Annotated in this window: 16 protein-coding genes; 6 read left to right on the plus strand and 10 right to left on the minus strand. The window is 70.3% G+C overall.

Annotation, left to right across the window (positions count from 1 at the left end):
• Positions 1-209 precede the first annotated feature (209 nt).
• The gene (locus ACH4RC_RS14885; RefSeq protein WP_398199982.1) at positions 210-1,433 is read left to right on the plus strand and encodes an oxygenase MpaB family protein; all 1,224 of its coding nucleotides are present in this window, start codon (positions 210-212) and stop codon (positions 1,431-1,433) included.
• A gap of 4 nt (positions 1,434-1,437) precedes the next feature.
• Here ACH4RC_RS14885 and ACH4RC_RS14890 read toward each other — a convergent pair whose 3' ends face one another.
• Together ACH4RC_RS14890 and ACH4RC_RS14895 are read right to left on the minus strand one after the other, a co-directional pair.
• A complete protein-coding gene (locus tag ACH4RC_RS14890) occupies positions 1,438-1,593 on the minus strand; it encodes a hypothetical protein (RefSeq protein WP_398199984.1) in 156 nt (51 codons plus the stop codon).
• 28 nt (positions 1,594-1,621) lie between these two features.
• Positions 1,622-2,200, minus strand: a complete 579-nt coding sequence (locus tag ACH4RC_RS14895) for a dihydrofolate reductase family protein (RefSeq protein ID WP_398199987.1) — start codon at positions 2,198-2,200, stop codon at positions 1,622-1,624.
• A 34-nt stretch (positions 2,201-2,234) separates the two neighbouring features.
• Here ACH4RC_RS14895 and ACH4RC_RS14900 point away from each other — a divergent pair, with 34 nt between their 5' ends.
• A complete protein-coding gene (locus ACH4RC_RS14900; protein ID WP_398200523.1) occupies positions 2,235-2,615 on the plus strand; it encodes a VOC family protein in 381 nt (126 codons plus the stop codon).
• Positions 2,616-2,628: 13 nt separating this feature from the next.
• On the opposite strand, the gene ACH4RC_RS14905 is transcribed toward ACH4RC_RS14900, so the two are convergent.
• Positions 2,629-3,138 carry a metallophosphoesterase family protein gene (locus tag ACH4RC_RS14905; protein WP_398199990.1) on the minus strand — a complete coding sequence of 170 codons (510 nt, stop codon included), beginning with the start codon at positions 3,136-3,138 and terminating at the stop codon, positions 2,629-2,631.
• A gap of 95 nt (positions 3,139-3,233) precedes the next feature.
• On the opposite strand from ACH4RC_RS14905, the gene ACH4RC_RS14910 reads away from it, so the two are divergent.
• The 3 genes from ACH4RC_RS14910 (at position 3,234) to ACH4RC_RS14920 (ending at position 5,465) form a co-directional block, all read left to right on the plus strand.
• Positions 3,234-4,457 carry an aromatic acid exporter family protein gene (locus tag ACH4RC_RS14910; protein WP_398199992.1) on the plus strand — a complete coding sequence of 408 codons (1,224 nt, stop codon included), beginning with the start codon at positions 3,234-3,236 and terminating at the stop codon, positions 4,455-4,457.
• A gap of 307 nt (positions 4,458-4,764) precedes the next feature.
• Positions 4,765-4,923: a hypothetical protein gene (locus tag ACH4RC_RS14915; RefSeq protein ID WP_398199995.1), complete on the plus strand. Its 159-nt coding sequence runs from the start codon at positions 4,765-4,767 to the stop codon at positions 4,921-4,923.
• Between the two features lie 122 nt (positions 4,924-5,045).
• Positions 5,046-5,465 (plus strand): hypothetical protein, encoded by a 420-nt coding sequence (locus tag ACH4RC_RS14920; RefSeq protein WP_398199998.1) that lies wholly within the window; start codon positions 5,046-5,048, stop codon positions 5,463-5,465.
• 50 nt (positions 5,466-5,515) lie between these two features.
• On the opposite strand, the gene ACH4RC_RS14925 is transcribed toward ACH4RC_RS14920, so the two are convergent.
• A complete protein-coding gene (locus ACH4RC_RS14925) occupies positions 5,516-6,430 on the minus strand; it encodes a hypothetical protein (protein ID WP_398200000.1) in 915 nt (304 codons plus the stop codon).
• Positions 6,431-6,926: 496 nt separating this feature from the next.
• Positions 6,927-7,130, minus strand: a complete 204-nt coding sequence (locus tag ACH4RC_RS14930; protein ID WP_398200003.1) for a hypothetical protein — start codon at positions 7,128-7,130, stop codon at positions 6,927-6,929.
• On the opposite strand from ACH4RC_RS14930, the gene ACH4RC_RS14935 reads away from it, so the two are divergent.
• A complete protein-coding gene (locus ACH4RC_RS14935; protein ID WP_398200005.1) occupies positions 7,129-7,989 on the plus strand; it encodes a DUF72 domain-containing protein in 861 nt (286 codons plus the stop codon). The two genes, ACH4RC_RS14930 and ACH4RC_RS14935, sit on opposite strands and share 2 nt — an antisense overlap.
• 15 nt (positions 7,990-8,004) lie before the next feature.
• On the opposite strand, the gene ACH4RC_RS14940 is transcribed toward ACH4RC_RS14935, so the two are convergent.
• From ACH4RC_RS14940 to ACH4RC_RS14960, 5 genes are all read right to left on the minus strand, one after another.
• Positions 8,005-9,036 (minus strand): NlpC/P60 family protein, encoded by a 1,032-nt coding sequence (locus tag ACH4RC_RS14940; RefSeq protein WP_398200009.1) that lies wholly within the window; start codon positions 9,034-9,036, stop codon positions 8,005-8,007.
• A gap of 690 nt (positions 9,037-9,726) precedes the next feature.
• Positions 9,727-10,305 carry a hypothetical protein gene (locus tag ACH4RC_RS14945; protein ID WP_398200012.1) on the minus strand — a complete coding sequence of 193 codons (579 nt, stop codon included), beginning with the start codon at positions 10,303-10,305 and terminating at the stop codon, positions 9,727-9,729.
• A gap of 411 nt (positions 10,306-10,716) precedes the next feature.
• Positions 10,717-12,273 (minus strand): MDR family MFS transporter, encoded by a 1,557-nt coding sequence (locus ACH4RC_RS14950; protein ID WP_398200015.1) that lies wholly within the window; start codon positions 12,271-12,273, stop codon positions 10,717-10,719.
• A gap of 163 nt (positions 12,274-12,436) precedes the next feature.
• Positions 12,437-13,153 (minus strand): TetR family transcriptional regulator, encoded by a 717-nt coding sequence (locus ACH4RC_RS14955; RefSeq protein ID WP_398200018.1) that lies wholly within the window; start codon positions 13,151-13,153, stop codon positions 12,437-12,439.
• Between the two features lie 50 nt (positions 13,154-13,203).
• A complete protein-coding gene (locus ACH4RC_RS14960; protein ID WP_398200021.1) occupies positions 13,204-13,743 on the minus strand; it encodes a CbrC family protein in 540 nt (179 codons plus the stop codon).
• Positions 13,744-13,797 lie beyond the last annotated feature (54 nt).

A 13,797-nucleotide genomic window follows, 5' to 3' on the forward strand; every position in this document is an offset into this window, starting at 1 on the left:
ACGCGAATATGAGAGGCCGTCAGCATCGACTCATGGTCGCACACGAGCACCTGTCGCAAGAGCCCTCGTCCGATCCGAATCCGACGCCCAATCCGTCGCCGACGCCGACGCCGATGCGAATGCGGATGCCCCCGTCGCCCACCTCAGCCCCGTCACCCTCCTGCACCTATCCTCGGCGCTTCCGTGAGACCGAACGCCGTAACCGTCGCGTGGGACGGCCGCTGCGGCTGTTGCGGCTGTTGCGTATCAGCCGCGGGCGCGTCGACGACCGGCTTCTCGCCACGATCGGCGAGCGGCTGACAGCACGCGACGAGACGGCAGCGGCCCTGGCACACGCCATGCGCCCCACCGACACCGCGCACTCCGACCGGGTCACGATGCGGCAGTTCCGCCGCGCGCTCGCCGACGGCATCGACTCCGTGCCGGACGCGCCCACACCGTTGCGTGACTTCTTCGCCTCGGTCGATCCGGTGCCGGACTGGGTGGACTTCGACCTGATCGACGAGGGCGGGCGGGTGGCGCGCAGGTTCGGTCGCAGCGCCGCAGATGTGCTGCTGCAGCTCGCGCTGATCGGCTCGTACCGGTTCGACGGGCCCCCGCGGCTGCTGGTCGGGACGGGCGGGCTGCTCGGCGACTCCGCCCTGCGCAGGATCGCCGAGACGCAGAAGTGGGCGACAGCGGTCACGGCCCCGGACGCCCTGCGCCGCTCGGGCGAAGGCTTCCGCCTGACTGTGCAGGTCCGCCTCATGCACGCCCTGGTGAATCACGCGTACGAGCACGATGACCGGTGGGACACGGCGCGCTGGGGCCTGCCGATCAACCAGTCCGACCTCGCCTCGACCCTGGGCCTGTTCAACGCGGTCCAGTTGTTCGGGGTCCGCCTCCTCGGCGTGCGCGTCAGCCGCGCGGAGTCCCGTGCCTTCATGCACCTGTGGAAGTACGTCGGCCATCTCATGGGCGTGGACGCGGACTGGCTCTGCGACCGGGAATCGGAGCAACACCGCCTCAACTATCACCTGTTGCTCACCCAGAGCTATGGCGGCCCGGCCGGTCCGCCCCTGGCCGGCGCGCTCGTCGAGGCCCAGCGCCACCTGCACTTCCGCCACTTCGCCCGCGCGCGCCAGGCTTACGCGCGGGCCCGGCTGCTGAGCATGCTGCGCTACTTCCTCGGCCGCCAGGGCATGCGCGACCTGCATCTGCCGCCCACGCTCCCCTGGGCCGTGCCGCCCGTCATAGCCGCCAATCTCATGCGCCACCACCTGCTCGGCCGCACCGAGAGGGGCCGCGCGCACCTTGAACGCCGCGGGGGCCGCTTCGTCGAGCAGCATCTGCGGCGCCACTTCCATGACCGGACACCGGACATCGCGCAGCTCGACGGAGCGGCACCGACCAGGGTGGGGTGTCCCGGTGAAGGTGAACGCCGGGAACCGTAGGGCCTCAGGCCGGATCGAGATGCTCCGACTCCTGATCCTGGGCCTCGAGCGGGTAGGCGGCCATGCTCCGGGCGCTGCGCAGCAGGAATGCCTGGCGCGTACGGACGTACTCGTCGAATCCCGTCAGCTGGACGACGCACTGCCCTGTGCTCATGGTCATGGCGGCGGTGGACGTGATGGACGGGGCTCTAGACATCCGCACCCGGTGGTCCCGCGAGGACCGTCGGGGCGTATTCGAGCAGTTGGAGGCGGCCGTCGAAGGTGCGGCTCCCGATCAGGTCGAGGCGGACGTCGGGGTACTCGTCGAAGATCCGGTTTCGCCCGGTGGCGCCGGTGATGACGGGGAAGACCACGATGCGGTAGCGGTCCACGAGACCGGCCATGAGCAGTGACCGGCACAGCGAGAGGCTGCCGAGGGTGCGCAGGGGCCGGTCCGAGTTCTTCTTGAGGTCGCGTACGGCCGCCACGGCGTCGCCCCTGACAAGTTCTGTGTTCCGCCACGTCAGAGGTGTTTGCAGGGTCGAGGAGAAGACCACCTTGGGCATGGTGTCCAGCTGGGCGAAGCCGGGGTCGTCGGGCATCTGGGCGGCGAAGCCCGACATCAGCCGGTAGGTCGTGGCCCCCATCAGGCTGGTGTGCTGTTTCTCCCCGTCGCTGTCGAGCCAGGCCAGGTACTCGGGCCCTTCCATGCCCCAGAACCCCGGCCATCCCTCCGCGGACGCGTAACCGTCGAGCGAGATGATGAAGTCCACCATGAGGTCTGCCATCGGACTGTCCCTCCGTGCGTGGGCGGCGCGTGTCATGGTGGTGACCGGCGCCGGCCCGGAAACTCATCGGAGCCGGGCCGGGCAGTCTCCGCTCACGCAGGTCAGCGGCCGCGCAACGTCACCGCCTCGCCCGGTTCTCCCGGAGTCGATCGTCGACCCCGCCGGGAACGGCCCGAGGGTGTGGTTCCAGCAGGTCCCGGAGCCGAAGGCGGCCAAGAACCGCTGGCACTTCGACCTCAAGGTCGGCGGAGGGCGTGACGTCCCCCTGAACGTCCGCACGCAGCGGGTCAAGGACGCGGTGGAACGGCTGGGGGAGGCGGGTGCCACCGTGCTGCGCGTCAACGACGACCCGGACGCGGGGTTCTACGCCACCGCCATGCAGGACCCCGAGGGCAACGAGTTCGACGTCGTCTGAGGGCCGGCGCGGCTCATACCGCGCGGCGCGGCGGCAGCCTGTGCAGAGTGACCTCGGTCAGCTCTCCCGCATCCGCCACGGCCGTCATGTACGTACAGAACGGCTGACGGCGCCGGTCCGTCGGCGATCCCGGGTTCAGCAGGCGCAACCCGGCCGGGGCCGTCGTGTCCCAGGGGATGTGGCTGTGCCCGAACACCAGGACGTCGAGGTCCGGGAAGCGTTCGGCGCAGCGGCGTTCTCGTCCCTGGGCCGCGCCCGTCTCGTGGACAACGCCGAAGCGCACCCCGCCGAGCTCCGCCCGGGCCACTTCCGGCAGCCGCGCCCGCAGCTCGGGGCCGTCGTTGTTGCCGTGGACACCGAGCAGGCGTCGGGAACGGGACTCAAGGAGATCGAGCGTCGCGGCGTCCACCCAGTCACCGGCGTGGACGACCACGTCGGCGAGCGCCATCCGCTCGAGCAGCTCAGCGGGCAGTTCCTTCGCACGTTTCGGCAGATGGGTGTCCGACATCAGCAGCAGACGCATGCGGCCCATCATCGCGCATCGCGCAGCACCTCTTCCGCACGTCAGCACCGTGCGCCCCGGGTGTCTGTGATCGTTTCTGGGGGAAGGGGCACCCCGTGCGCGAAGCAACTGATCCACTTCTCAACCTCGTCAAGCGTGGCAAGGAACCCGCCGTGGTGCAGACGGTGCGCTCCACCGCCGCGGCCGTGATCTCCTATGTCGTCGCCCTCAGACTCAGCAGCGAACCCGTCCCCCTCACCGCCCCGCTGACCGCCCTTCTCGTCGTCCAGGTCACCCTCTTCGCGACCATCCGGACCGGCATCAGCAGGGTGAACGCCGTCGTCGCCGGCGTGCTCATCGCCATCGGTTTCAGCGCGCTGGTCGGGCTCACCTGGTGGAGCCTCGGCCTCATCATCCTGGCGGCGCTCACCATCGGACGGTTCGTCAAAGCGGGTGATTTCCTCGTCGAGGTCGCGATCAGCGCGATGCTCGTCCTCGGCGTCACCCAGGCGGCGGGCGCCGCCTGGGACAGAGTCCTCGAAACGCTGATCGGCGCGGTCGTCGGCCTCCTCTTCAACACCCTCTTCGTCCCTCCGGTGTGGGTGTCGACGGCGGGCGAGTCCTTGCTCGACCTCTCCGGCAGGATGTGCCGGCTGACGAGCAACATGCAGGACCAGCTCGCCCGGCCCGTCTCGGTGGCGGAGGCGGCGACGAAACTGCACGAGGCACGCCGCCTCGACAACGACATCGCCGACGTCGACGCCGCGCTGCGGCAGGCCGAGGACAGCCTGCGGCTCAACCCCCGAGTCAAGGAGGGCCTGCTCTCCCGCGTCGTCCTGCGCACCGGCCTCGACACGCTCGAGATCTGCTCGGTCGTCCTGCGGGTGTCCACGCGGACCCTCACCGACCTGGCCAAGGAGCGCGCGGGCGAGCCGCTCTTCCCGCCGCACGTCGCCACCGCGCTCCAGGAGATGTACACCCACGTCGGAGGCGCGTTCCAGGCGTTCGCCGTGCTCATCACCTCGCAGGTCAGCGCCAACGCGGAGGATGCCGAGTCCCGGCTCACCGAGGAACTCGCCGCCGGCCGCAAGAGCCGCGACCAGGTCGCCGACATACTCCTCGAACTCGTACAGGCCCACCCCGGACAGTGGCAGCTGCACGGCGCTCTCCTTGCGGAGGCCGACCGGATCCTGGACGAGATGGACGTCGAGAAGCGCTCCGCACGACTGGTGGAGGAGCTCGACCTGCGGTCCCGCGAGATGCAGGACAAATACCCGCGCCTGACCGAGCTGAGGCGCCGCCTGCGAAGCACTTCCCGCCGCCTGCGCCATCGCCGCTGACGGCCACCACCGCCCCGGCCGACACCGGCCCCCGGCAATCAGGACTAGGTCCAGCGCCCGATCGGCAGCCACGGCGGCCGGATACGCCACCGTGCATGGCGGCTGGTATCGCACCGAGGGCGAAGTATCCGCGACGCGGATGACCGGCGGCAGCGACACGCACCACCACCACCACCTCAGTTCTTCCTCAAGTCGCTGTAATGACGCGGAGCGAGATGAGACGGTGCGCTCACTTGCTCGTGATCGCGCCACGCCAAACGCACGGCGCAGGGTCCGGGTTGTGCCGATCCCCATCGCAGGAGGCGCCGTGTATCCGAACCACTGGACACCGAATGACGCGGACATCAAGGCCCACGCACAGGAGCGCCGGGACCGCATTTCAGGCAAGACCTCCATGGGGCCTTTTCTCGCGCTGGCCGCACTCGTAGTCATCGCGTTGGCTGTCTACGTTTCCCTGACCCGGTAGGCACGCAGGCGCGAACCCGCCCGAGCACGGCCGCGCCAAGCCGTTCGGGTCCCTCGAAACATCAGTTCTGCTGACAGCCGAGACAAGCCCGCGCGGCATGGAGTGGCCGCCAATATCGCCCCATGCGCCCGCCGCTCTTCGTCCTCGTGCACAGCTCGTCCGTGGGTCCCGCCACATGGCACCCGGTCGCCGAACATCTGACGGCCGGGGGCCATCAGGTGTGTGTGCCGTCCCTGCTGCACATAGGCGCCGGTGGTCCGCCGATCTGGCCCCCTGTCGTGGCCGCCGTCCGCGAGGAGCTGCGGCGGATTCCCGTCTCCACCCCCCTCACGCTGGTGGCACACAGCAACGCGGGGCTGTTCCTCCCGTTGATCCGCTGGGCCCTCGACCAGCCGGTGACCAGCTCCGTCTTCGTCGACGCCGCAGAGCGGGCACGCGAACGCGGCTGGCGCGTGGCACACCTGCCGGGCGCACACCTCCACCAGATCGTCGACCCGGCCGGAACGGCCCGGCACCTCGTCGAACTCGGCGCACCGGTTTGATGCGAGGCCGCGCCACGCTCGGGGGGTGTGGATGAACTCGGGGACGTATATCAGCGGTGCCGCAGCTCATATCGCCACACCTCGTCGAGTTCATACACGTACGGTGCGCCGCGCGGCGCCGGAGGCAGCCGCCGTGCCGCTTCCACGCACCGCTCGTCGTCGTGCAGCGCGAGCCCGTACACGGCGGTCACCTGAACCTGACGGTCCTCGTCGTCCACCAGAGCGGCCATCGCCTCGGTGAGGCTCGCGTCACGGATCCTGCTCTCGGCGACCGCGCGGCAGGCGGCCCGGCGTACCGCGGCGTCGTTGTCCGTCAGCAGGCCGAGCACTGCCGCACGCGCGCCGCCCGGGAGGTCCGGCTGCTCGGGCCGGACACGGAGCCCCTCGGCCACCGCGCACCGTATCCCGGCGTCGTCATGGCCCGCGTAGGGCAGGAGTGCCGCCTCGGCCCGGCCGTCGGTGTGCTCCCCGAGCGCGACCAGCACGGTGGTCAGTACGGCGACATCGTCTTCCGCGGCCGACCACTCGGTGAAGAGGTCCAGGGCGGGGGCGGCGAACACGTCCTCGTCACTGCCGTCGAAGAGACGGGTCAGCCGGAGCACCTCCGCGCCGAACAGCCGGTGGGACGGTTCAGCATGCGTGCGCAGTGCCGCGGCAGCGGCCCAGGTCTCCTGGTCACGGCGCATCGCCAGCAGAATGACTGCTGTCACCCATGAGGAGTGGCCGCTGTCATGGCTCGACGCACGTGTCATCAGCTCCTCGAAGGAGACGCGGATACCGAGCAGTTGCTCCAGGCGCGTCAAGATCGCTCCGTGTCCGTCCCGTACGGACACCCCGCCGAGGGTGAGCTCGTCGACGTGGCTGTGTTCGTCGTCCGGGACCTGGGTGCGCACGACGTCGCCGCCGGATCCCGTACGGCGGCGCAACTCCGCCTCGGCCCCCGTCTCATGCCAGGCGCGCGCCAAGTCGCACGCTTCCGACAGCGTTGCAGGGGAGCAGCGGGCCCGAACGCTGGAGTCCAGGAGCGCCTCGACCAGCGCAGGCGAGCCGGAGTCGACCGCCGCAAGCAAGGACGGCAGCTCTTGGCCCGGTGGGAGGCCGGGCGCCGGTTGCGCACGTTCCGCAGGTGTTTCAGGGCGTCGACCCAGGTGTTCCGCCCGGTCACCCGGTGGCCCAGGGGCAGAGCCGGCCGCATTCGTCACGCCAGGGAGGTTAGCGGACGCCGAGAACGACCAGCCCTGCGCCGGAGTCCCCTCGGGGCAGTCGGCGGCCAGGACGCGCGGGCCTCCCTCGTAGAACGGGGCCGGTGGCAGAGCGAGGCCGCCCCAGCGGTCCTGGAAGGCCACGGCCCGGTCGCTCTCCGCGGCGGGGATCCCGTGCTCGATCCATGTCGTGCGGTGGGGCATCAGGTCCTGCCGAGGGACGCTGACGCCGTCCACCTCGATGAACCTCCTGGCTGGTTCACTGCGCGATGATCCGCTCGTCGACATCGGCCTCGGCAACGGCGTCGGCGTCGGCGTCGGTATCGGCGTCGGCATCGGCATCGGCATCGACGGGTCGGCCGGACCGGACGCGCCCCAGGCGAGGTCCGGTCGCCCCGAGTTGACGGCCACCGCCGCAAGAGTCCATGCACGGACTCACGACTCCCGGGTACTGGACCGCCATGGGCGACATTCTCGTGGGCACATGTTCGTGGACGGACCCGGCGCTGGTGCGCAGCGGCTGGTATCCGGCCGGGCACCGGGACGCCGAGGGGCGGCTGCGGTACTACGCCGGGCGGTTCCCCCTCGTCGAGGCCGACGCGTCGTACTACGCCCTGCCGCAGGAACGGGTCAGCCGGTTGTGGGCCGAGCGCACCCCGGACGGATTCACCTTCGACGTGAAGGCGTTCTCGCTGCTGACCGGGCATCCCACACGTGCGGCGGTGATGCCGGACGGGCTGCCGCCCGACGCCGGGGACGACGGTGTTCTCGACGAGGTGTGGGCGCGGTTCGCCGGGGCCGTCGCACCGCTGCGGGAGACCGGCCGGCTCGGCAGTGTGCTGTTCCAGTTCCCGCCGTGGCTGCGGCCCGGCGAACGGGCCGAGCGGGTCCTTGCGCGGACCGCGCGACGTACCGCGGGCTGGCCGGTCACCGTGGAGTTCCGGCACCCCGACTGGTGGCGTGCCGGGCAGGCCGGGGCGACGTGTGCGCGCCTCGCGGACCTCGGGATGGCCGCTGTCGCCGTCGACATGGCGCAAGGTCTGCCGTCCTCCATACCTCCGGTCGCACCTGTCGGCGATCCGCGGCTCGCCGTCGTGCGGTTCCACGGGCGCAGCGCGTCCTGGGGGCGCGGAAGCAAGGAGGATCGCTTCCGGCACACGTATGACGTCGACGAACTGTCCGGGTGGCTGCCGCGGTTGCGGGGGCTCGCCGGACAGGTCGAGCGGGTGCATGTGCTGTTCAACAACTGCTGCGGCGACGCCTCCGTGCGGGCCGCCGAGCGGATGAGTGAACTTCTGCGGGAGGCCCGGTTGCGCGTGTGACGTCGCGCGGTCCGGTCAGCCGTTGACGCGGACGCCGAACTGGAAGCTGCCGATCGTGCTCATCGACTCGTAGCGCACCGAGGTCCCCGGGTACGGCGCGTGCAGCACCTGGCCGTTGCCCGCGTAGAGGCCGACGTGCTCGGTGTTGTTGAAGAACACCAGGTCGCCGGGGGCGAGCTGGCTCATGCCGAGGTGGGGCCCCTCGTTGACCTGCGTGTACGTGACCCGCGATATGTGGGCCCCGGCCTGCGCGTACGCCCACTGTGTGAGGCCCGAGCAGTCGTAGGAGTTGGGGCCCGTGCCGCCGCGGAAGTACGGCTTGCCTATCTGGGTCGCGGCGGCGTTCAGGGCGGCGGCGCCGAGCCCGGAGGCGGCCACCTCCTTGCCGAGTTCGACCCGGGTCGTGGCGGAGCGGCTGGCGCGCTCGTCGTCCTCGGCCATCTGCCGGCGCTCGGCGGCGGTGAGGGTGTTGAGGAGCTTCTGCGCCTTGCTGAGCTTGCCCTGGATCTCGGTCTTCTTCTTGCCCAGCTCGGTGCGGGTCTCGGCGAGGTCCTTGAGCTTCTCCGCGGCCTCCGCGCGCTCCTGGGCCAGCTCGCGCTGTTTCGCCTGCACCTTCTTCAGCGACTCCAACTGCTGCTCGGAGAGCGAGTCGAGCGTGGACGCCTTGTCGAGGTAGTCGTCGGGGTCGGCGGAGAGGAAGAGCTGGACCGAGGGGTCGATGCCACCGGAGCGGTACTGCTCGCTGGCCATCGCGCCGAGGCCCGTGCGCAGTTCGTTGAGCTCGTCCTGTTCGCGGGCGACCTTGTCCTGGAGCAGGCTGATCTCCTTCTCCAGCTTCTCCTGCTTCTCCTTGGCCCCGTCGTACTGGTTGGTGGCCCGCTCCGCCTCCGCGTAGTACTTGTCGACCTGCTCCTTGACCTCGGCCTTGGTGGGCTTGGGGGCAGCGTTCGCGGCCTGCGCGGACAGGGCCACGGCGGCGGTGGCGGTCGCGGTGAGCACGGTCACACGTGTGCGGCTCGGCTTCTTGGGACGACGGTGGGACGCCACGGAGGCGAGCTCCTTCTTTCCTGCCGCCCGCGGAACGTCCCACGGGCGGTGCCCTCCACCGTCACGCATCTCGTGTGCGTGATCTTGAGGAGGCCCGAGGCCGACCTTAGTGACCTTCCTGTGACTGTTTCAAAGTTTGAGCTGAAAAATATCGGCCATTTCTGCACTCGAACCACACAAAACACATACGGCAACGCTCACTTGACGCAGCGTTGCGGACAAGGTGTCTCACGCTCACAGCGCTCCGGTCTCCAACGCGGCCAGTGCCGAGCTGTCCGCACAGAGCAGCACAGAGCACTCTGCCGTCCCGTCGGACCCGCGGCCGCAGGCGCCCGGCCAGGTGCTGGAGCGAGTGGCCGAAACGGTGTGGTGTGAGCAGTGGAACCGGCAGCGCCATGGCCCGGCTGTCACCCGCTTCTCCCACGAGGTCCACGTGGTACCGGGCGGTACTGCCGTTCAATTACCCCGTGTTGTCCCGGACTTGAGCGCGCACCAGCGCCGCTGGCGGGACGAGGCTGAGCGTATCGCCGCCGATGCCGAGGGCGAGACCGCTGACGTTCGCCGTGGCACGGTCGCGCCCGAGCCGCCCTCCGGCGAAGCCACACACAGATCGGGCCGGTCGAAGCCGTGCGCCCGCCCGCATCCCCGCCGCCGCATCCGGGTGGCGGGGCGGGACGGGTCTACGGCCGTCTACCCGTCGGCGGGGGCGGCCGTGTCCCAGACGATGTAGTGATACCGGTTCCCGCCGTTCCCGAAGCCCAGCCACTCGACTGCCGCCAGGTGGTTGGCGCTGGTCGGCAGGCAGAACCAGCTTCCCTCCAGGCCGTAGACCATCCACCCCGTCGACGACGGACTCCTGAGTGCTTCAGCACAGGTCTTCGGAGTCGCCCCCTTCGGGGTATCGGCCACACGCCCGTTCATGGCCGCGAACTCGTCACCGCCGTTCCAGGCCATGTCGGGGTTCTTGACCGACACGCCGGAGGCGCCGTGTTCGAGGTCGGCGCTGTGTCCCTTGAGGAGCGTGAAGTCGCCGGTCCTGAGGATTTTGGCCGTGGTCTGCGAGAGCGAGAGCGAGAGCGAGGGTGAAGGCGAGGGCGAGGACGCGGCCGACGGGGTCGGGGACGAGGTGGTCACCACATCGTCCGAGGGCCTCTCGCTGGGGTCTGCGGTCGGCGTGACGCCCTCGGACGTCCTGGGCGGCGGCGTGGGCGTGTTGTGCGCCGAGCTGTTCGCCGACTGCGTGATCAGCGTGACGCCCAGGCCGACCACGGGAATCAGGATGCCGACGACCCACCACGCCCATCTCGGCGGCTGATGGTCGGGCGACGGTGGCCGCGGTGGCTCCGGGGGTGTGGGCCGTGGCGGTCGCGTCGGCATGGGTGGAGGTGTCTGCGCCCCGTCCGACTCGCGCGTCATGGCGGTACGGCCCCCGTATTCGGTCCCGCTTCTGCGTCCAACGAGCCCCACCGTACCCAGATGACCGAGTGCATGCCATGAATTTCGAACCGCGCGAGGACCGTCCCGACAGGCGGCGGAACGTCCTCGACACCGCCATGGGAAAGCCCCGGGGGCGGACGGCGAACCGTCCGCCCCCGGGGCTCTGAAGCTCTAAGGCTTCGCGAAGTCGCGACTGCACGACTGCACGACCGCGCGACCGCGCGACCGCGCGACCGCGCGTGATCAGGCCACCGAAGTCGCCGGCGCGTCGGTGGCGACGTCGGCCTCCTCGGCCAGTCGCTCCATGCCGCTCGTGTCCTTCAGCGGCTTCTCCTTGATGAAGACCACGGCGACCAGCGCGAGCAGCGCGAACGGTGCGGCCACGAGGAAGAGGTCACCGGTGGCGATCCCGTAGGCGTGCTCCACGATCTCCCGCATCGGGGCCGGCAGCTTCGTCATGTCCGGGACACTGTGGCCACCGCCCTCCGCGGCGCCGGCCGGGACACCGGAGGCGGCGAGGCCCTTGGTCATTTCGGTGGCGACGCGGTTGGCGAGGATCGCGCCGAGGACGCTGGTGCCGATGGTGCCGCCCATGCTGCGGAAGAACGACAACACCGAGGTGGCGGCGCCGAGTTCGGTCGCGGGGACGTCGTTCTGCGCGGCCAGGACGAGGTTCTGCATCAGCATGCCGACGCCGATACCCAGGATCGCCATGTAGAGGCTGAGCAGGCCGAAGTGGGTGTCGGCGTCGATGGTGGACAGTAGGGCGAGGCCCACGGTCATGGCGATGGCGCCGGCGACGAGGTACCGCTTCCAGCGGCCGGTGGCGCTGATGATCTGCCCGGCGACCGTGGAGGAGACGAGGAGGCCCAGGATCATCGGCAGGCTCATCAGACCCGCGACCGTCGGGGACTTGCCCAGGGCCACCTGGAAGTACTGCGACAGGAAGACCGTGCCGCCGAACATGGCCAGGCCGACGAGGAGGCTGGCCACCGTCGTCAGCGACACCGTGCGGTTGCGGAAGATGCCGAGCGGGATGACCGGCTCGGCCACGCGCGCCTCGACGAAGACGGCGACGGCGAGGAGCAGCACTCCCCCGCCGGTCAGCGCGGCGGTCTGCCACGAGGCCCAGTCGAACTGGTTGCCCGCCAGGGACACCCAGATCAGGAGCGCGCAGACACCCGCGACGATGAGGAAGGCACCCAGGAAGTCGATCTTCACCTGGCGACGGACCGTGGGCAGCTTGAGAGTCAGCTGGAGGAGCACGATGGCGAGCAGCGCGAACGGTACGCCGATGAAGAAGCACCAGCGCCAGCCCAGCCAGTCCGTGTCGACGAGAACGCCGCCGATGAGCGGGCCCGCGACGGTGCCGACGGCGAAGACGGCGCCGAAGATGCCCGCGTACTTGCCCAGGCGGCGCGGCGGGATGATGGCGGCCATGACGACCTGCGCCAGAGCCGTGAGACCGCCCGCGCCGATGCCCTGCGCGACACGGCTGAAGATGAGCAGACCGACGTCGTGCGAGAAACCGGCGAGCAGCGAGCCGACCACGAACATGCCGAGCGACAGCTGGAGCAACAGCTTCTTGTTGAAGAGGTCGGAGAGCTTGCCCCACAACGGCACGGTCGCCGTCATGGCGAGCAGTTCCGCCGTCACGACCCACGTGTAGGCGGACTGGCTCGCACCGAGGTCGGCGATGATCCTGGGCAGCGCGTTGGCTACGACGGTTCCGGCCAGGATGGCCACGAACATGCCCGCCATCAGCCCGGACATCGCCTGGAGTATCTGCCGGTTGGTCATGGAGGTCGGTGGCGCCTCTTCAGGCACCGCTGTTGCAGTCACTTCGTCTCTCTCAGAATCTGACGGCGGACGTGGGACACGTCCGCGCGTGCGGGTTTCGCCCGGCGGCGCGCGGCGACCGCGCGTCGAGGGCGACAGGTGGAACGTCCTGGTCGGTCGACGGTCAGTCGACGGGCGCGGCGGAGGTGTGGGACGTGGCAGGGGGTTCGGGCAGCCCTGCGGCCAAGTGCGCGAACACCTCACGGAACACGTCGCCGAACGTGGCCTCGTCCTGCCGTACGCACCAGTGCTCGACGGCGACGCGGCAGGCCGTCGCGCCGACGGCGGCCAGCAGCCGGGGGTACAGGCCGAGGGCCCGTCGCCGCCGCTCGTCCTCGGCGGGCGTGCTCGTCCGCCGGTCGTCGGTGAACAGCGGGGAGCCCGCTCCGATCCGTACGGCGATGACCTCGGCCAGGCCGACCTCATCGGCCATGTGGGCGCCGAGACTGCGCGAGAGGAGCTCCGGGGACCGGCGCAGCACGTCGGCGTGGAGCTGCCACAACTCCTGCTGCTGCTCGACCTCCGCCAGCTCGAGGGCCATGGCGTCGCGCAGCGCCTCGAGCGCGGTGTGCTCGGGCGGCGCGTCGAGCACGGCGCGGCGCACGCGGGCGCTCGACTCCGCGCCCACCATGACGAAGACCTCGTCGCGGGAGTCGAAGTAGTTGAAGAAGGTGCGCGGGGACACACCCGCCGTCTCGCTGATCGCGTCGACGGTCACATGCTCCACCCCGTGCTCGGCGGCCAGCCGCACCGCCGCCTCCACGAGCGCGGCGCGCGTCGCCTGCTTCTTCCGCTCCCGCCAACCGCCCTCCGGGGCACCCTTCGCATCCACATCTTGCATGTTACGCAAAAATGCAGAATCTGCAATCTTGGCTGACCTGGGCCTGTGGCCTAGGAGAAGTCGACGTACGCGAGGTGCGTAGCGCACACCCGGCACCGGAAGAGATACGCGGTCGCATCCCCGTCCTTGTCCAGCGAGCCGAGGAGCGCCTCGATCCGCTCGGACGGCCGGCCCTCGTCGGCCATCCCGGCCCGCAGCATCCGCAACGCCTCGGGGTGAGCGGCGAGTTCGGCGGATCCGGCCGGGCCGAGGAACGCGGCGCCGTCGCCGCAGTGGAAGTACCACGTCGGCTCCTGCCACGCGACGAAGCCCGGGGTGCGCTGGTCGACGGCCGTGAAGACCTCCCGGGGCACGTCGTCGCCCAGGCTCGTTCCTCCGGTGAAGTGGACGTCGTACCGTTCGGCGGCGCTGCCGTCCGCGATGCACCACGGACACAGCCGCGCGCCCAGCTCCTCGTCGGCGTACACGGGCCCCCTGTAGACGTACCCGCGCTCCCGCCCGCAGCAGACGCAGGCCGCACGTGAGGGCACGATCACGCCGGTGGCGACGGGGTCGGGGTGGTACGGGAAGTCGGGCAGGGGCTCAGTCATAGCGCATGACCGTAACCTCCGACCACGACAGTCGGCGGTCCGGCCCGCGCCGTG

Source organism: Streptomyces sp. NPDC016845, from assembly GCF_044332585.1.
In the GTDB taxonomy this organism is placed as follows: domain Bacteria; phylum Actinomycetota; class Actinomycetes; order Streptomycetales; family Streptomycetaceae; genus Streptomyces.